This window comes from Paraburkholderia caledonica NBRC 102488 (assembly GCF_000685095.1).
Lineage (GTDB): Bacteria > Pseudomonadota > Gammaproteobacteria > Burkholderiales > Burkholderiaceae > Paraburkholderia > Paraburkholderia caledonica.
In genome coordinates this window covers 53,807-71,561 of record NZ_BAYE01000002.1, presented here as the reverse complement: position 1 = coordinate 71,561, position 17,755 = coordinate 53,807, and the positions used below count along the sequence as shown (strand labels likewise).

16 protein-coding genes and 2 pseudogenes are annotated in these 17,755 nt (G+C 60.6%); 5 read left to right on the top strand and 13 right to left on the bottom strand.

The annotated features are described in order from the left end of the window. Window positions 1–166 precede the first annotated feature (166 nt). Both BCA01S_RS34445 and BCA01S_RS38900 read right to left on the bottom strand, forming a co-directional pair. A pseudogene (locus BCA01S_RS34445) lies at window positions 167–1,227 on the bottom strand (YncE family protein). Beyond that, window positions 1,227–1,460, bottom strand: a pseudogene (locus BCA01S_RS38900) (MFS transporter); the annotation flags it as partial. The pseudogenes BCA01S_RS34445 and BCA01S_RS38900, both read right to left, overlap by 1 nt. A 325-nt stretch (window positions 1,461–1,785) precedes the next feature. Between BCA01S_RS38900 and BCA01S_RS04125 the strand changes: the two are divergent. From BCA01S_RS04125 to BCA01S_RS04115, 3 genes are all read left to right on the top strand, one after another. Continuing rightward, window positions 1,786–2,202, top strand: a complete 417-nt coding sequence (locus BCA01S_RS04125) for a cupredoxin domain-containing protein (RefSeq protein WP_027775822.1) — start codon at window positions 1,786–1,788, stop codon at window positions 2,200–2,202. A 213-nt stretch (window positions 2,203–2,415) separates the two neighbouring features. Continuing rightward, complete coding sequence (locus BCA01S_RS38895; RefSeq protein ID WP_084166754.1) at window positions 2,416–2,655, top strand: helix-turn-helix domain-containing protein; 240 nt, start codon at window positions 2,416–2,418, stop codon at window positions 2,653–2,655. Between the two features lie 130 nt (window positions 2,656–2,785). Beyond that, window positions 2,786–3,499: an SDR family NAD(P)-dependent oxidoreductase gene (locus BCA01S_RS04115; protein WP_027775820.1), complete on the top strand. Its 714-nt coding sequence runs from the start codon at window positions 2,786–2,788 to the stop codon at window positions 3,497–3,499. Window positions 3,500–3,575: 76 nt separating this feature from the next. Here BCA01S_RS04115 and BCA01S_RS04110 read toward each other — a convergent pair whose 3' ends face one another. The 6 genes from BCA01S_RS04110 to BCA01S_RS04085 are packed head-to-tail and all read right to left on the bottom strand — an operon-like array spanning window position 3,576 to window position 10,019. Next, window positions 3,576–4,562: an ABC transporter substrate-binding protein gene (locus BCA01S_RS04110; RefSeq protein ID WP_042318076.1), complete on the bottom strand. Its 987-nt coding sequence runs from the start codon at window positions 4,560–4,562 to the stop codon at window positions 3,576–3,578. 58 nt (window positions 4,563–4,620) lie between these two features. Further along, window positions 4,621–5,529: an SMP-30/gluconolactonase/LRE family protein gene (locus BCA01S_RS04105; RefSeq protein WP_027775818.1), complete on the bottom strand. Its 909-nt coding sequence runs from the start codon at window positions 5,527–5,529 to the stop codon at window positions 4,621–4,623. A 28-nt stretch (window positions 5,530–5,557) separates the two neighbouring features. Next, entirely contained in the window at window positions 5,558–6,529 is a 972-nt protein-coding gene (locus BCA01S_RS04100) for an ABC transporter permease (protein ID WP_027775817.1), read from the bottom strand. Next, on the bottom strand, window positions 6,526–7,461 hold the full coding sequence (locus tag BCA01S_RS04095; RefSeq protein ID WP_027775816.1) for an ABC transporter permease: 936 nt from the start codon (window positions 7,459–7,461) through the stop codon (window positions 6,526–6,528). Before BCA01S_RS04095 ends, BCA01S_RS04100 begins: the two co-directional genes overlap by 4 nt. Next, window positions 7,458–8,942: a sugar ABC transporter ATP-binding protein gene (locus BCA01S_RS04090; protein ID WP_027775815.1), complete on the bottom strand. Its 1,485-nt coding sequence runs from the start codon at window positions 8,940–8,942 to the stop codon at window positions 7,458–7,460. The genes BCA01S_RS04095 and BCA01S_RS04090 overlap by 4 nt, the downstream gene beginning before the upstream one ends. Before the next feature lie 39 nt (window positions 8,943–8,981). Next, window positions 8,982–10,019, bottom strand: coding sequence for an ABC transporter substrate-binding protein (locus tag BCA01S_RS04085; protein ID WP_027775814.1), 1,038 nt, complete (start codon window positions 10,017–10,019; stop codon window positions 8,982–8,984). A gap of 393 nt (window positions 10,020–10,412) precedes the next feature. On the opposite strand from BCA01S_RS04085, the gene BCA01S_RS04080 reads away from it, so the two are divergent. Further along, entirely contained in the window at window positions 10,413–11,114 is a 702-nt protein-coding gene (locus BCA01S_RS04080; RefSeq protein WP_208459218.1) for a FadR/GntR family transcriptional regulator, read from the top strand. 80 nt (window positions 11,115–11,194) lie between these two features. Here BCA01S_RS04080 and BCA01S_RS04075 read toward each other — a convergent pair whose 3' ends face one another. Continuing rightward, window positions 11,195–12,064, bottom strand: a complete 870-nt coding sequence (locus BCA01S_RS04075; protein WP_341807719.1) for a DMT family transporter — start codon at window positions 12,062–12,064, stop codon at window positions 11,195–11,197. 161 nt (window positions 12,065–12,225) lie between these two features. On the opposite strand from BCA01S_RS04075, the gene BCA01S_RS04070 reads away from it, so the two are divergent. Next, complete coding sequence (locus tag BCA01S_RS04070; protein WP_027775811.1) at window positions 12,226–13,077, top strand: LysR substrate-binding domain-containing protein; 852 nt, start codon at window positions 12,226–12,228, stop codon at window positions 13,075–13,077. A gap of 100 nt (window positions 13,078–13,177) precedes the next feature. Here the strand turns inward: BCA01S_RS04070 and BCA01S_RS04065 are convergent, their stop codons facing one another. The 4 genes from BCA01S_RS04065 to BCA01S_RS04045 form a co-directional block, all read right to left on the bottom strand. Then, on the bottom strand, window positions 13,178–14,137 hold the full coding sequence (locus tag BCA01S_RS04065; RefSeq protein ID WP_027775810.1) for a glycosyltransferase family 2 protein: 960 nt from the start codon (window positions 14,135–14,137) through the stop codon (window positions 13,178–13,180). Window positions 14,138–14,173: 36 nt separating this feature from the next. After that, window positions 14,174–15,478: a flippase gene (locus tag BCA01S_RS04060; RefSeq protein WP_027775809.1), complete on the bottom strand. Its 1,305-nt coding sequence runs from the start codon at window positions 15,476–15,478 to the stop codon at window positions 14,174–14,176. 46 nt (window positions 15,479–15,524) lie between these two features. Further along, window positions 15,525–16,478: a GlxA family transcriptional regulator gene (locus BCA01S_RS04055; protein WP_027775808.1), complete on the bottom strand. Its 954-nt coding sequence runs from the start codon at window positions 16,476–16,478 to the stop codon at window positions 15,525–15,527. Between the two features lie 383 nt (window positions 16,479–16,861). After that, window positions 16,862–17,602 carry a helix-turn-helix domain-containing protein gene (locus tag BCA01S_RS04045; protein WP_027775806.1) on the bottom strand — a complete coding sequence of 247 codons (741 nt, stop codon included), beginning with the start codon at window positions 17,600–17,602 and terminating at the stop codon, window positions 16,862–16,864. Window positions 17,603–17,755: the final 153 nt, after the last annotated feature.

Here is a 17,755-nt window from a genome sequence, read left to right as displayed (position 1 = left end):
TGGGTCAGGCATCCCTTTCGGTCTGACACATATAACGTCATGGTCTGTGGTCGCCCAGCATGCGCTCGCCTACGCCGGGGCAGCAGCGAGGGCCGAGGTCCTCGTTGTCAGAAGTCCCGCGATTATCAAGAGCGCTTTCGTGTCCAGCTTCCTGTGGGTCATCGTTTCACGGAGACGGCAGAATCCCCCGGGGCACCATGACGCGCAGCACCGGACGTCCGTCGACGTTCTTCAGCGGGAAATACGCACGGTGGGTTGATGGATCGACAGCAACCACATGCGCATTGGGTCCGATACGGCCTTCGCCGATTTTCGACACGCTTGAGTACCCGACGGCAAACATCGACACGATGCCTGCCTCGCCGGCGATATAAAGCGTGCCGGCACCGGGATCGAATGCGAGAACATCGGGATCACCGCCAACGTCGAATGACTGGACGACCTGCCTGGTGAGCAGGTTCACCGTCAGCAGTCTGTCGTTGCCTTCGCACGCGACGAACGCGAAGTTTGGCTGCGCAACAATATAGAGGCCGTGGTTGCCTCGCGCGCCCGGCAGATCGATCCGCGCGACGATTGCGTCGGTCGATGGATCGATCTCGACGAGTTGTCCTCGTGACTGGACATTGACGAAGATATGACGGGACACTGGATCGTACTGGGTGTTGCCGACTTCGCCGCCCAACTGGATCGAGTTGGTGCGGCGATTGGATTGGGTATCGATTACAGTTTCAGTCCCACCTGTCTCGTCCGATACATAGAGTTTTCGGGTGTCCGGTGCATATGCCATTCCGTCCGGATAGACGCCTCCCGGCATACGTGCTGTGATTTTCAGGGTGGTCTCGTCGATGGCAACTACTTCGTTCGTGCCGGTCGCGGACGCGTACACGCGCGACTGCTCACGTACTACGAGGACGCCGTGAACTGCGGCGATGTTGCCAATTCGGGCGACAACACGTGAGTTTTGCGTGTCGAAAACGATTACTTCCTGTCGCCCAGGTGCGCGATGAACAGCAGATGTCTATCAGGATCGTAGCTTTCGTAGTCGAGCCGGGTGGCGCGACCTGGCAGCGGGATGTCGGCGACGTGCGTCAAGGGTAGTTCGACCGTGAGTGGAGTGCCAGCGGCGGTCGCGCTGTCATGGATGGCCATTGCCGCAAGTCCGATCATCAAAAGAACGCCGAGCAACTTCGCAATGCAGCGACGGTTCGAGAGGATACGATCTTTCATTACGAATCTCCGCCGGGCCTGGCATGACGAAATGCGGCGAGTACCGAGAGATCATAGGCAATTCTCAGCACACCGCACGCGACTAGCGGAGCGCCAAGCCATTCAAGGTCCAGCAATATCCCCGAAAGGGTGGGCGCGAGCGCTGCAGCGAGGCTTCGCGGAACGGCGGTAAAGCTCGCCGCCTCGCGTCTCCGGCACGGCGCGCGCCAGAAAGCGGCTTCGCGCGCGACATCGGACGGAATATTTCGAAGCCCGCTCACGTTCTACTACCGAGGTTCGCCTGCACTGGCGAGCACGGTCCTCATCCGCGATCAATTCACGCGCGCAACGCGTGCAAACCTGCTTGCGCCGTGGCGTGAAGGCGAAGCGATGTGCGCCGCGAAAGTGGTCTCCAGCGGTCACGACGGCGAGGGTTCCTAACGATGCATATGGGCGAACGTGTCTGACGCGCGACGATCATCGAGAGAACACTTGATGGACTAGCCTTCGGGGCCGTCGGACCCGGCGCCGTGGGTCGACGCGTCTCGCGGCAACGCGGCCCTTTCGCGGAGAAACATCATGAACGACAGAAGCCATACCGTTTTTGTTCTGGCGGCGGTTGCGCTCGGCGTTGTGCCGCTGAGCAGTTATGCGGACCAAACGATCCACGTCAAACTCTCGGACAACATGATTCAACTCGATCCCGGCACAGCGAAGGCCGGGCGCGTCACGTTCGAGGTGAACAACGCAGCGAACGGCAAAACGGAACATGAGTTCGTGGTACTGAGGACAGACCTGGACGACGCGCATCTGCCTGTTGATAAAGGCCTGGTCACGGAAAGCCGGTTCAGGAAGATGGGCGAGGTGGAGGACCTTGCGCAGGGTTCGACCAAGCGCTTGTCATTGAAACTTGCGCCAGGACGCTATGTGCTGATTTGCAACCGGCCGGGGCACTATGAGATGGGCATGCACACATCGTTCGTTGTTGCGCGCTGAGATTCGCCCTCGCGCCATACTCAGCCGGAGGCGTGAGGCAGAGGTCGGGCCACAAGCTGCCTTACATTCGCCATGACTGCAACGGCGGCCTGGCAACAGAGGCGGCCATTGTGAAGAGCAACATTACGGAACGAGCGGAGCAGGCAGGCGCGGAAGGGATCGATGCCAATCCGGGTGAGCTGCAGAGCCCACTGCTGCACAGGGGTCCGACACATGAAAGATGAAAGCTTGCTGGAGACGCGCGTCTTCGAGGCGGTCGTGGAGGCCGGGGGCTTCACCGCTGAGGCAAACATGTTAGGAGGGAGCCAACCGTTCGTCAGCCAAAGCGTCAACGGTCTGGAGCGAAGGCTCACCGTGCCGATCTTCAGATTGATCGCGCCTTCCCGCAGCGGCTGCGCAGCCCAGTTCGGCTTGGACGTGAATCGAAGCTGCACACCGGGCGCTGCCCGGTGAATCCTGTCCATCAAGGCCGCGCCGAGCAGGTCGATGAAACCGTCGCCCGCGCGCACGACGAAGCTTCGATTTGCAAAGCTGACGCCGCGATCACAATTCCTGAGACCAACCGACGAAGAAGGAAAGCGCTATGCCTCAAGCCGCCCCACCTGCTCATGCTCCCTCCATCCTGCTGATCGGCGCCTCTCGTGGCCTCGGTTACGCAATGGCCGCGGAATTTCTCAAACGAGGCTGGCACGTCATGGGCACTGTACGTGGCGGGCGTACGTTGCTGCATGAACTAGCCGATGCGCATCCGGGCCAGGTCGAGATCGAAACGCTGGACATCACCCGGCCAGACCAGATTCGGGCGCTGCGCGAGCGCCTCGCGGGCCGCACGTTCGACGCGCTGTTCGTGAATGCCGGCACGACCAATCCGGATCCGACTCAAACAATCGGCGAGGTGTCGACCGAGGATTTTGTGAATTTGATGATCACGAATGCGCTCAGTCCCATGCGGGTAGTCGAAACCTTGTGCGACCTCGTTGATGCAACGGGCCTGATCGGTGTGATGTCGTCGGGGCAGGGCAGCATCGCCGACAATGAGTCGGGTCAGCGCGAGGTTTATCGCGGCAGCAAATCGGCGCTGAACCAGTTCATGCGCAGCTTTGCAGCGCGTCGCGCGGAACCGCCGCGTGCGATGGTGCTGATGGCGCCGGGCTGGGTACGCACAGACCTCGGTGGGCCCGAGGGGCGGTTGTCGGTCGAAGAGAGCGTTCCCGGGGTCGTGGATGTACTGCTGGCCAAACGTGGACGCCCCGGCCTGGAATTTCTCGATTATCGCGGCCGCGCCGTTCGGTGGTGAGCCGATCGGGGCGGCCGCTCGTTACGAAGACCGCGCGGCCCCCGCACGGAGAGCCGGACGCAACTGTCGGAGCGCGCTATTTTTTGCCGTCCACTATTGCGACCACTTCGTCGCGCGTGTACTCCTTGTTCGCAAGTGCGCCGCTCGGCGTTTTCGCGAGAACCGCATCGAGCTCGTCGGGCTTCACTTCCAGCACCGGCATGCGAATGTCGTGCGGCACCTTCTTGCCCGCGAGAACTTGCTGCGTGACCCAGAACGCGAGCGACGACGCGCCTGGCGGAATCGTCACCGACATCGTTTCATAGCCGCTCTTGCGCTGCTCCGCCCACCACGCTAGCTCTTCCTGACGATTGCCGAGGATGATGATCGGCGTAGGCCGCCCAGCCGCCTTGATTGCCTGCGCGGCACCGTAGCCATCGCCGCCTTGCGTGACGACGCCATCGATCTTCGGCAGTGTCGGCAGGATGCCCGCGACCTGTTTTTGCGCAACGGTCTGCGTCCAGTCGCCATGCACCGAGCCGACGATCTTCATGCCCGGATACTTTTTCATTTCGTCGACGATGCCCTGATGAATCTCGTCATCGACAGAGACGCCTGCAAGCCCGCGAATCTCCAGCAGATTACCCTTGCCGTTCAGGCGCTTCGCCAGATAGTCGACCTGCATCCTGCCCATGCCCTGAAAGTCCACCGCAATGCGATACGCGCACGGTTCGGTGGCGATGCCATCGAACGATACGACGGTCACGCCTGCGCCGCACGCCTGCTTGATGACGCCGTTGAGCGCGGTCGGCGATACGGCGTCGACGGCAATCGCCTTGAAGCCTTGCAGGATGAGGTTTTGTATCTGCTGGACCTGCTCGGTCGCCTGGCTTTCCGCGGTCGTGAAGCTGGGCGCAGCCGCGACGACCTTCTGTTTGACCGCGGCGTCCGCGACGTTGGACCAGCTCTTGAGCATCTGCTGACGCCAGCTATTGCCGGCGTAATTGTTCGACAGCGCTATCTTCGTCGACGATGTATCGCCGGTTGCGATTTGCGCCGATGCCGATGCAGCCGCCAATGCCATGCATGCCGCCGTCACTACCTTGATGAAAGTCTGCACGTACCGTCTCCTTTGTTATTGATCAGCGCGCCGCGCCCCGCACGCCTACATGCAGCGCATATACGGATGAAGTCGCGGTTATGAAAAGCCGATTGCGCCGCGGCCCGCCGAAGGTCAGGTTCGCAACGACTTCGGGAATCAGGATCTTGCCGAGCAGCGCACCGTCCGGCGCATAGCAATGCACGCCGTCTTCGGCGCTCGTCCATACGTTGCCGTGATCGTCGACGCGCATGCCGTCGGGCACGCCGCTTTGCATCTCCACGAACACGCGGCCATTGCGCAATTCGCCGTTGCTTGCGACATCGAATACGCGTATGTGACGTGGCGCATTGTCGTCGTGCGATGCGGCCGAGTCGGCGATATAAAGCTTGGATTCATCCGGCGAAAACGCGAGGCCGTTCGGCTTCACAAAGTCGTCAGAAACGAGACGCACCTGCGTATCGCCGGGCGACACGCGATACACGTTGCATCGCCCGACCTCGCTGTCCGCGCGATATCCTTCGTAGTCGCTAATAATTCCGTAGTCGGGATCGGTGAACCAGATCGCACCTTCCGAATCGACGATCACGTCGTTTGGCGAGTTCAACTGCTTGCCTTCGAAATGCGAGGCGATGACGGTGATGCTGCCGTCATGCTCGGTGCGTGTGACACGCCGAGTGCCGTGCTCGCAACTCACGAGCCTGCCTTCGCGATCGCGCGTATTGCCGTTGCTGTAGTTCGACGGCGCGCGGTACACGCCGACGCCCATTCCCGGCGCCCAGCGCAGCATGCGGTTGTTCGGAATGTCGCTCCAGATGAGCAGATCGGTCGCCGGAAAATACACGGGACCTTCGGCCCACAGGCATTCGCCGGTTAGCTTGTCCATCGACGCGTTCGGCTGAAGCAGCAGCCTGAAGCGTGGATCATGCACTTCGTATTCGTTGTTTTTCATGTCTCCTTTTCCTTTTTGCTGTTTGGACTCAGCGCACAACCTTGCCGCCCGCCGCCACCGTCACGGCGATGATGAGCGCGCCATATACGATGGAGCGCACGCCCGCGTCTGCGCCGACCGCGTTGAGCACGGCGTTGGTGAGAAAGAGGAACATCGATGCGCCCCAGACGCCCGCGATCGTCGCCTTCCCGCCGGCTACGAGGGTGCCGCCGATCACGACGACCGCAATCGAAATCAGCATGTATTCGACGCCCATGTCGAGCGATGCCCCGCCGGACGTCGCCGATATGAGCAACGCAGTCAGCGATGCGATCATCGACGACATGACATACGCGAGGCATCGCGTGCGATGCACGTCCACGCCCGCAAGCCAGGCGGCCCGCGCATTCTGTCCGATGGCCGACAGCCTGCGTCCATAGACCGCGCGATGCAGCAGCACGGCGAGCGCGATCGACAACGCGAGCGCGAGCAGCGCGATGTACGGCACGCTCAGCAAGCGGCCGGTCGCGAATGCACCGAGAGCGGGCGGTGGCGGCGGAAGCTGTCTGCCTTGCGTGATTGCGATCGACTGAATAATGAAACTCGAAGACAGCGTCGCGATGATCGGCGGAATGCGTAGCATGCGAATGAGCGCGTAATTCAAGAGCCCGATCGCGACGCCCACGCCGAGCGCCGCCGCGATACCCGCCGCGATCTGACCGTTCGCGCCGCCCATCGTATGCATGCCGACCACGCCGGCAAGCGCGATCGTCGACGGCACCGACAAGTCGATGTTGCCCACGCCCGATGTGATGACGAGCATTTGCCCCAGACCCACCAGCACCATGAATACGCCATATGTGAGCGCCGTTTGCGCGACATTGCTCGCGATGCCGAAGCCGAAGATCGCGACGATGGCAAGCCATACCAGCACCGCACCGATAAAGGACCAGACCCACGGCGCCTGAATGGCCTTGATGCGCGACCATGCACTCGTATTGTTTTCAGCGAGGGTATTCATCGGCGCTCTCCGCGTTGCAACAGCACGCGTAGTGACAAGACCACGATCAGAATCGCGCCCTGCATGCCGACCTGCCAGTCCGACGAAATATTCAGAAACGCAAGGAACGATGCCGCGAGCGTCAGCGTGATCGCGCCGAGCACCGCGCCGATCACCGACACGCGACCGCCCATGAATTCCCCGCCGCCCAGTATCACGGCGGCAATCGAGAGCAGGGTGTAGCGCAACGCGAGGTTTGCATCGGCGGATGTGGTGAGGCCGAGCAGCGATAAACCCGATAGCACGCCGAACACGCCCGCGACGCCATAGAGCGTCGCCTTGCTGCGCACGAGCGACCAGCCGAAGCGGCGCATCGCGCGCGGATTGCCGCCTGCACCGCGCACGCGCACGCCCGCCGACGAGCGCATCAGGAGCAGATGCCCGACGATCGCAATCAGCACCGACCACACGATGGGCGCCGCGATGAACGGCGTCTGATAGTTCATCGCCGTGCCGAGCCACGTCGGGCTCGTGCCGCCCGGAGAAGGGAGCAGCACAATGGCGAGGCCGCTCCACACGAACGACAGCCCGAGCGTCACGACGATCGACGGAATCTGGCGCAACTCGATCAACGCGCCGACGGCCGCATAAGTGAGCACGCAGCCGACGAGCGCGAGGGCGCCGAGCCAGGGTGTCTTCACGAGCAGCGTCGCGCCAATGCATGCGACGAGACTCACGAACGGCCCAATCGACAGATCGAGATCGTTGACGGTGATGATCGCGAGTTGCGCGAGCGTCGCGAGGACGATCGGCACCGCAAGATTCAGCAGCAGGCTCGAACCGAAGTAGCTCATTACCGCGGGCTGCATGACGAGGATCGGTATCAGCACCGCGACGAGCGATATGGCGGGAAGCATCGCGCGCAAACGCGCTTGCGTGATGGCGAGTGTCATGCGGCCTGCTCCTCGAAGCTGGCCGCGAGCAATGCTTCTTCCGTGCATTCGTCGGCATGAAGCATGCGCGTGACGGCGGCCGAGCGAAACACGTAAGTGCGGTCGCAGTGCGACAACTCCTCGTTTTCCGTGGTGTACCAGATGAACGTGCGGCCCTTCGCGGCTTCGTCGTGAACCAGTTGATAGATATCGCGCTTGGTGCCGACATCGACGCCGCGCGTGGGATCGTCCATCAGGATCAGATCCGCGTCCGATGCAAGCGCGCGCGCGAAGAGTACCTTTTGCTGATTGCCGCCCGAGAGCGACAGAATACCCGCGCTCATCGCCGCGCCGCGTATGCCGATCTTCGCGCGCCACTCCTCGACGATGGCCCGCGCCGCCGCGAAATCGACGAGACCGCGCTTGCGCGGCGCACCGCCTGCGAGCCAGCGCAAGTCGAGATTCTGAGCGATGGACCAGATCGGGAAGACGCCGTCGCGCCCGCGATCGCCGGCGACGAAAGCCACTTTCGCGCGGCTCGCTCCGCGCCTCGTCGCGGCTTCGTAGATCGCAATAAGCGCCTCGGTTTGCCCCTGACCCGCCAGTCCCGCAAAGCCGATCACTTCACCGCGCGACGCTTCAATCGACGTATGGCGCTTTGCGCCGACGTTCCATATGAAGTGCCGCTCCCGTCCGCGATCCGCCTGGACGCGAGTTACGACAGACGCCTTGTCGGCTTCGAGATGCTGCCCCATCGCCTGGATGATCGACTCGCGGCTCGACTGTTCACGCGAAAGCACGCTGACGATGCTGCCGTCACGCATTACCATCACGCGGTCGGCCACGCGCTCGATCTCGCCGAGCATATGCGTGATGAGCAGGCAAGTGACGCCGCTTGCCGCCGCCTTGCGCACGAACGCGAGCAACTGTTCGGCGGTATGCGCATCGAGCGATGACGTCGGCTCGTCGAGAATCACGAGACGCACGGGCGTGTCGGTGACGGTAAAGCCGCGCGCGATCTCGACCATCTGCTGTTGCGTCAGCGTGAGGTCGGAGACCAGTTCGTTGCCCTTCAACCCGTTGTGCGGGAAGATCTCATCGAGCTTCTCGCGCATCAGCTTCGTGGCCGTGCGGCGCCATCCGCGCCCACGCAGTTGCGGATGCACGATGCACATGTTCTCGGCGACCGTCAGGTTTGCGCATAGCGACAACTCCTGAAACACGCAGCGTACGCCGGCATCGCGTGCGGCGTTGGCGTCGTAATGCGGCGCGTCTTTGCCTTCGACTTCGATGCGCCCTTGCGTCGGGGCATGGACGCCCGCCAGCACGGCCGTCAGCGTGGATTTTCCCGCGCCGTTATGTCCGGCGATGCCGACGCATTCGCCCTGCATGAAGGTGAAGTCTATGTCGTTGAGCGCGCGCACGCGCCCGAAGTTCTTACCAATGCCTTCGAAGCGAATCAGCGCCTCACGTCGGGCAATCGTGTCTCCTGTTCCGCCCATTCACATGCTCCATGCGTGGCGATACTTCGATTCAAAGATTTATTTCTTCTTGTCCAGAAGCGCGACCGTCTGAGGCAGCGTATAGGTGACGTCGCAGATGCCGCCCGGCGGTGTCGCCGCCAGCTTTGCCGGCAACTCCTGCTGCGAAATTTCGAGCAGCGGCACGTTGATGGTCACGTCCTTCGGGATTTTCTTTCCTGCGAGAACCTGCTGCGCGACCCAGAACGCGAATGTGACGGCGCCTGGCGGATTGGACAGCGACCGCGACTGATAGCCGCTCTTCGTCTGCTCGTTCCACCAGTTGAGTTCGGGATACGTGCTGCCAATGATCATCGGCGGCGTGGTGCGATTGGCGGCCTTGAAAGCCTGCGCGATGCCGAACGACATCTCGCCCTCTGTCGCGACACCATCGACTTGCGGCAGCGTCGGCAAGATGCCCGCAACGGCTTTTTGCGCGACCGATTGCGTCCAGTCGCCGTTCACCGATCCCACGAGCTTCATGCCCGGATGCTTTTTCATCGCATCGAGCACACCTTCATGCATGAGGTTGTCGACGGAAATGCCCGCCACGCCCCGCACTTCGAGAATGTTCCCCTTGCCGTTCAGCCGTTGCGCGAGATAGTCCACACCCTGCTCAGCCCAGCCCTTGAAATCGAAGTTCACTCGATACGCACACGGCTCGTCGACGATACCGTCGAAAGACACGACGACCACACCCGCTGCGCAAGCCTTCTTGATGGTGCCGTTGAGCGCGGTTGGCGACACTGCGTCGATGACGATCGCGTTATAGCCTTGCAGGATCAGGTTCTGCACCTGCTGCGCCTGCTCCGTCACCTGGTTTTCGGCAGTGGTAAATGCGGGAGCCGCGCCGATTTTCTTGTCCGCAACGGCCTGTTGCGAGACCGCGTTCCAGCTCTTCAACATCGACTGCCGCCAGGAGTTGCCCGCGAAGCTATTCGACAGCGCGATCTTCTTTTGCGACGTATCGCCGGTGGCGACTTGCGCGTGCACTGCGCCCGCGAACATGCATGACGCTGCGGCGAGCGTCATCGTCGCCTGCTTTGCTGAGCGGAACATGATGTCTCCTTGTTGTTGTGCTGACTGCTCGGACTGCTCGGGTCGGCTTCGTCGATTCAATGCGCGCGCAAGGGCCTTGAAGGCGGCGCTGATTGAAAGGTGGACGAAAAGCGGGAAGAGGCGGGTACACGCGTGACGCGAGCGGACCGCATGCGGGCAAGGCGGCAAGCGCCGGTGCTGAAGCACTGAAATGACATCGTCATGAGCACGCCTTTTTTGAGCGCATCCGCGAAATCGCCGATGCTATGCTTTCAAACGGTTGCTTCCAGGGACTGCCTTCAATTTCATTGCGGTCAGGCCATACGAGTGGTCAGGCCACCGGACCGCCGAGGCAGTATAGCGACTGTCTTTGAGTGATGCAATTCGATCAACGAAACGGGTAGAGGAGCGCGAATGAACCTGCCAATGGACCTGCCCACTCTCAAACCCGAGCGTCTGTATCAGAGAATCTCGAGCCTGATCATCGGGCTCATCGAAGACGGAACTTACGAGCCGGGACAGGCGTTGCCTGCCGAACGGGATTTGGCCCGGCAGCTCGGCGTGGGGCGTTCTTCCGTGCGCGAGGCATTGATTGCGCTCGAAATCGCGGGGCGAGTGGAGATACGCACGGGTACCGGCGTTTTCGTGCGACAGCTCGACGCGTCACGCGAGCAGGCGCCCGTGCAAGACGCAGCGTTCAGCGTTGCCGATCTGCTTTCCGCACGCGCGATGATAGAAGGCGAGATCGCGGCGCTTGCGGCAAAGAACGGCACCGGCAAGCATCGGCGCTTGCTCACACGCATCATCGGCAATCTGGAGGCGCAGTCGGTGAATGACGCCGCGTTTCTCGAAGAAGACAGGCGCTTCCATCTTCTCATCAGCGAGATGACTGGCAACCCGCTACTCACCGAGGTGATGACAATGCTATGGGACAAGCGCTATAGCCCCGTGTTCACGCACCTCGAAGCCTTTTACGCCGACAAGCAGATTACGCTGGCGATGAACGCGGATCACCGCAGGATAGGCGAGGCCATTCTCAATCGCGATGCACGCGCCGCGAAGACCGCGATGCGGGCGCATTTGCGCAACGTGCATCGCCGTCTCTTCGCGGCCTAGCGAACGGCGTTGGGTTCGCGCTGTACTGGTCGCAATCGATACAACCCGAAGCGTGGCCGGCGCGGCTGCAATCGTTCGGCTCACCGAAGTCTGTCGTCGAACCGTCTGCCTTCGGCACGGTCGCGTCGCACAACGAGCAGGACTCCAAGGCCGGAAATCCCCGTTCCGATGGCCATGGGCCATGACAGTGGCTCGCGAAACATCGCCCATGCCCAGATCAGGGTGATCGGAGGACTCAGAAAGAGTACGCTCGTGACACGAGCAGACGAGGAGCGCCGTAGACACGTCCAGTAAAGCCCCCATCCGCCAAGCGTCGCCAGAATGGCAGTCCAGGCGACGCTGGCGGCAAACCCCACGGTTGCGATCGGCATGACGTTGCCGTGCGATGCCTGCAGCCATAGAAAGACCGGGCAGGAGACAACGCTTTGCAGCCAAAGCATGCCCAGCGGACTCAAACTTCCCGCGCGAGCCGTTGATCGTTGCTGCCAAACCGTAGCCGCTGCGAGTGAAACCATACCTGCAACCGGTAGAGCGTATGCCCATGCCGGCGCTGTTCCGAGCGTGACCGCGTCGCGACAGACAATCAGCATCCCCGCAAGGCCAAGCGCCAATCCGGCCCACACACTCTTCGGGCTGCGCTCACGGAAGACGCAGGTCGAAATGATCACTACGCCCACTGGTAGCAGGTCTGCAATGAGGGCGGCGAGACCGGTCGGAACACCGAGCTCGATTCCTCGCGCGACCCCGGCGAGATAACCCGCCGTCGCGAATACCCCGATGATCGACTGCCGGATCAATACGGGCAAAGGCGTTCTCCGAATCTCGCGAGCGACGAAGGGAAAAAGACAGACCGAAAGTGTTATGAACCGCCACAGCAGCACCAGAAGTACTGGAGCGTAATCTGCGGAGAACCGCATTCCGACAAAGCCGGAACTCCACGTCAGGACCATACCCGCCTCGAGTATGGGCAGCGGCACGCGGTTCGCGCCGCGCGAATCGGGGGGCAAGCTTGGATTGTGTGTCGATGTGCTCTCCATTCATGCAGATTAGTCTGCCGGGATAGATTCGAAAATTGAAATATACTGACTCAGTCATTTAACGAAGTTAAACCATGACCACCGTTCTCGACATCGATCTGCTGCGCACATTTCACGCTGTCGCCCGGCTAGGACGCTTCCGCGCGGCGGCAGAGCTGGTCAACAGGAGCCCCGCGGCCGTGAGCATCCAGATCCAGCGCCTCGAGGCTATCGCGGGCGGGAGGCTCCTCGAGCGGGACAATCAGTCGGTCACGTTGACGGCGCTCGGCAAGCGGCTTCTGTCCAGTACGGGCGAGGTGCTTGCGGCGCACGATCGCGTTGTCGAAGACATCAAAGGAAAGAGACTGGCCGGCCGGGTCATATTCGGCATACCGGATGAATACGCTGCGCATGTGATCCGCGATATCTTGCCGGGCTTCGCGACCAGTTGGCCCAACGTGGTTCTCGAAGTCAAGACTGCTCCGAGCTTCAAGCTTCGCGATCAGATCAGTCGCGGCAAGCTCGATCTGGCGATAGTCGTTCAGCCAGCAAAGGAAAGCAGGTCTGCGGATGTACTGACCGTGACAACGCCGGTTTGGGTCGGCAGCCCGAGCTATGTGGTCGACGACACCCGTCCGCTTCCATTGGCGCTTTATGCGGAGCCGTGTCCTTATCGTGCAGCGATGACGGGCTCACTGCAGTCAGCAGGACGGAAGTGGCGGGTGATCCTTGATAGCGGGTCGACACAGGTGATCAAGGCTTGTGTCGAATCCGGTCTGGCCGTGACGCTTCTCGACCGTGCACGGGTCAGCGCCGATATGCGGGTGCTCGACGGCCTGCCGCAGATTGAAGACCACGACGTGGTCCTGATGCGCGGCGATAGGGGCCGCACAACGGAGGCAATGGAACTCCTCGCAACCACGCTGCGGCAACGATTCAGACTTTAACGCAGGCATTCGCCATCAACAGGCATCACAACATGTTTTTCTCGGGGCGTCTGGCTGTGCGCCGTTAAGGCAATTGCGGCGCACACCAATCCACGATCGATCAAAGTTCCGGCTTCAGCCGATATAGCTCCGGCACGAGCGCGAGCAAAAGACGCTTCGCGGAGAAGAGGCGCGGCGAGATATGAGTGGCGACGTACCATGTCGCTGCCACGTTCATGCTTCGCAGTTTGAAATCGGGGCCGACCATCGCGCTTGCGAAATGCAGATCGCCCAGCGTCTTGCCGATGATCTCCTGCTTGATCCTCGCGCGCGCCGGCGGATCGAGCGCAATGAACGACAGCTCCGACATTTCGTGAAGCAGCCGGTACATGCTGTTGTAATGGTGCAGCGTTTTCGTCGTGAACATTGTCGAATCCATTCGCAGGCGTCTTTTGAATAGCGCCTGATTCAGCACGGCCAGCTTGATCCGTTGTTGCAGCAGCAATGCCGCGAAGAAGTGATTGTCTTCGTACACGATGCCTTCCAGAAAGCGGAGGCTTCCGATCGCCGAACGTCGCGTAATGAAGCAGCATGGCGATACGAAATAGCGTCCTTGCCGCAACGACTCGACGACGAACTCATCCGACCAGAACGTCGCGGTTCCCAGCGGCCGCCGGTAACCATTCACTTCCTGCTTGTACATGGGCGCGTCGTTCGGGAACACAGCAGCCTCGAACATGACGGCGTCGATCTGGGGATTGCTGAATTCCCGATGGCACACGCTCAACGTGTCGGTGTCGATAATGTCGTCGCTGTCCATGTAGTACACATAGGAGCCGGTCGCGAGCGAGGTGCCCAGATTGCGCGCCGCGGATTGCCCACGGTTGGGCTGATAGACATAGGTGAAACGCGGGTCGCTATCGCAATAGCGCTGCGCAATCGCGGCGGTGCCATCCGTGGAGCCGTCATCCACGATGATCGCTTCGAAATCCGTGAAGGACTGGCCGGCGATGCTTGCGAGCGCATCGTCGAGATAGGCCTGCACGTTATAAGCCGGCACGATGATGGAAAAAGCTGACATAGGGCACCTTGTTTGTTTGATGAACCAGAACCGCACTCAACCCGCATCTGCGCCGCGTGGCTCCTGGCCCGCTGACGGCGCACCGGGCAACAGACCCGCACCGCGCGAAGTGGGAGCGACGCCGCGAAAATACAGCCACACGAAGGCCACTGCGCCGACCACTTCGGTCACGATCACGGCCACGATCGTCCCTTTGGCGCCGCCGTAGCGAGTGAGTGGCACGACATAGAGAAGATGCAGAACCGTTGCGCCGACAAACACATTGGTCAGTGAGCGCGCCCGTCCTTGAGCGAGCAGTCCCAGGTCGCCGAATACGACTGCCACGCTGATGATCGGCGGCAACACGGCCTCGAGCCTCAGCAGAGGAATCGACGCGTGAAACTGCGGCCCAATCCACGTTTCGATGCCCCACGCCGCGAGCAATTCGATACCGATAAAGAGGCTGATCGAAGTCGAGAACACGGCAAGCATTGCCATACGCATCAAACGCTGCGCGGCTTGCGGGTCGGTTGCATGGTATTGGCTGATGCGTGGATAGAAAGCCTGGCTGATCACCATGAACATGGCTTGCGCCGCCACGCGGATCTTGTCCGCCATTGCGAACTGGCCGACTACTTCCGGTCCGTGAAAGTAATTCAACAGGATGGAATTGAAGTTCACATAAAAGCTGATCAATACGAAAGAGAGAAAAAGTGGAAACCCGTCTTTCAGCGCCTCGACGATCTTTCTCGTGGATGTACCGACGAGGTTCACCAGTCGATTGCGATGGAGAATCCACAGCGCACAGATCGCGAGCAGCACATTGCCGAGACTCACGCCCAGTGCGGCAAGCGCCGCGTCGCCCGGACCTCTTACGGCGAGATACACGAAGGCCAGTCCGACGAGCCGCGAAAGAAATGTCGGCAAGACTAACGCGCGCATGCGCTCCAGGCCTTGGAACAGCCATATCGGCGTGACGGCGTTGGCGACGATCCCGAGAAACAACGCGGCCAGCACGTCAACATGCTCTCGCAGGTCGGGCACGAACAACACACCCGCAACGATCAGCACAAGTGCTCCCACGACGAGCACGAGGCGCGCAGCCGAAGTACTCGTGTAGACCTCGGCCAATCCGCGAGGGTCGCCGCGGTTCACGGAGACGAGCCTCGTTGCCGTGAAGTTGAAGCCGTAGTCAGTCAACAAGACCATGTATTGCGCAACCGCCTGACAATAGGCCAGTACCCCGAACTCTCTCGCACCGAGTACATGACCCAGATACGGCAACATCAGCAACGGTACGATATAGTTGCCGCCCTGGATGAGAATGAGATAAAGCAGCGTCTTACGAATCGGAGTAGTCATAAAAATTGGTCTGGTGCGATGTGGCTTTCCTCTTGCGTAAGCCGCTCTACAGGATCAGGTGACGCTGTGCGCGGAATTCGGTGGGCGACATGCCGTACCTTTCCTTGAAAAGACGGCCTAGCCGGTTGCCGTCGCCCATTCCGCACCGTCGTGCAATCTTCCCGATCGGAACGTTGGTGGAACTCAGCATTGCGCGGACAACTTCAAACCGCGTGCGCAGCAGGTACTCCAGCGGCGTCATGCCGAACTCCTGTTTGAAGCGACGCCGGAAATTACGCTTGCTCATTGCCGCGGATTCCGCTGCCTGTGCAACGGAAATCGGCTTGCTGTAGTTTTCTTTTATCCAGCGCGCCGACTCTCGAACCTTGCTCGCCGTGGTGAGCGACTTCGCATCGCCTTCGCGGGGCCTCGTGGGCTTGATGGCATTGCTCTGCAGGTCGAGAGCGACCTTGCGGGCAATCTGCGGGCCGAGGTCGCGCTCGATCTGGGCGACGGCCAATTCAGCTGGTGTCGCGCCGCTCGCGCGCGGCCCGGCAACCTCGTCGTCGAACAGAACGACGGGTACTGCGAGCCGCGACGCGTTCTTATAAACCACCGCGAGCTTCGAGCCTTGCGTAATGCGAAGCGATGCAATGGCTCCCTGACGGGTAATCCACGAATGAAGGCGATCGGTCGGCTCGGTTGTCACCGCCGTGTCGCGGCACGCCACGAAGAACGCATGGAAGTCGCTGATGCTGTAATGATTAAGTTGTTCCGTGCCAATGGAAATACCGCAGGAACTGGTAACAAGGCCACCCTGGTCCGACAATACGGTTAGATGGTAGGGCGCCTGCTCGCCCCTGGCGAGTTCCGCCGCGTTAGCCAGACGGAAAGCGTCCCCAATGGCGCCCGCGGTCGCCGTGAAGAAGTTCTGGGACACGAGAAGGCCAATGTGCTTCGACGGTTGTGAGTAGTCGATTTTCTCATTGACACGCAGACTCGAGAATTCAACAAGATCCATCACGATTAGGGCTCCCAATATATTTATCAAATGCACATAGCCGGTCAGACGATAGCTGGATTGTAGTAACAGCGGATTGGACAAACTTCCGCCCAATCGGCGGCACAGCCGCCATTTGCTTGTCGCGCATCGCCAATACGCGGCCCTTCGAAACGCCGTCATTCATGCCGCATTGCGGCCCTGACAGCTGTTGCAATCGTCGCTACGATCCGTAGCGGAATCATTACGATCGCCACGACCGCGAAAACGACAACCACTGCTAAAACATAAACAGTTGCAAACCCAATCAATATCGACGTGAACGCGAACCTTTCGGCACGCGATGCCAACGGCAGATCACGCCAATTGCCTTGCGGCCCGCCTGCTTGCATGGCTACTCTCGCTCAGGCGGTACCTGTGCGGGCGCGGCGGCGGAATTCTGTTGGCGAGACCCTGAAACGTTTGCGAAATAGCTTCGCGAGCTGCGATCCATTGCCCATGCCACTGCGGCGCGCAATCTTGTCGACGGGCAGATCACCCTCGGCCAGCAAGCGGCACGAGCGCTCGAGACGTGCTCTCAGCAAATACTCGGAGGGTGTCGTGCCGATCTGCTGCCGGAATCTGCGCAGAAAAGTCCGCTCGCTCATAGCAGCGGCTTGAGCGACCTCGGCGATCGAAATGTCGTGCTCGCAGTTTTCGGTGAGCCATTGCGCGGAAGCGTGGATTTTCTCGTCTTCCTTTTTCGGTGCTCCCGACTTTGCAGAACTTAAAGGACTTGAGTATGGAAAGAAGCTGATGCGTATTTCTGCAGGTCGGGCAATGACTGCGCCATGATCTGTGTGGTCCAGGATCCATACGGGCGCAATTAAGTCTTGACAATCCAGAGTGGACCTGACGATAGACGCAAGCGTTGCATCCGTATCGGGCGCAATAAGCATCTGCAACTGATCGGTACCACCGTGTGGGCGGCGGCGAATAGCCGCAGTACTTCCAGCAGCGACGCTTTCGAGAGCGATTTCGTCAAGGCCGACTTCAAGATCATGGCTGGAAACAATATCAATATGTGCATTCGTATTAATTAGACGAAGCACTTGTGCCGCATTATCAGTTGGTAGGAGGCAACTAGCTGGGCCGACCTTATTCATGCTGTCTCCTGTTGTTCAAGGTCTAACGATTTATTGGTTGAATGCCGGTCCGGTATGACAGTGCTTTATAGGGACGTGGGCGAAGAAGCGTCGCGGACGATGCTCACGCAATCTTTCTTCGCTGGGAGTTAAATGAAAGGATACGCTGTAAGG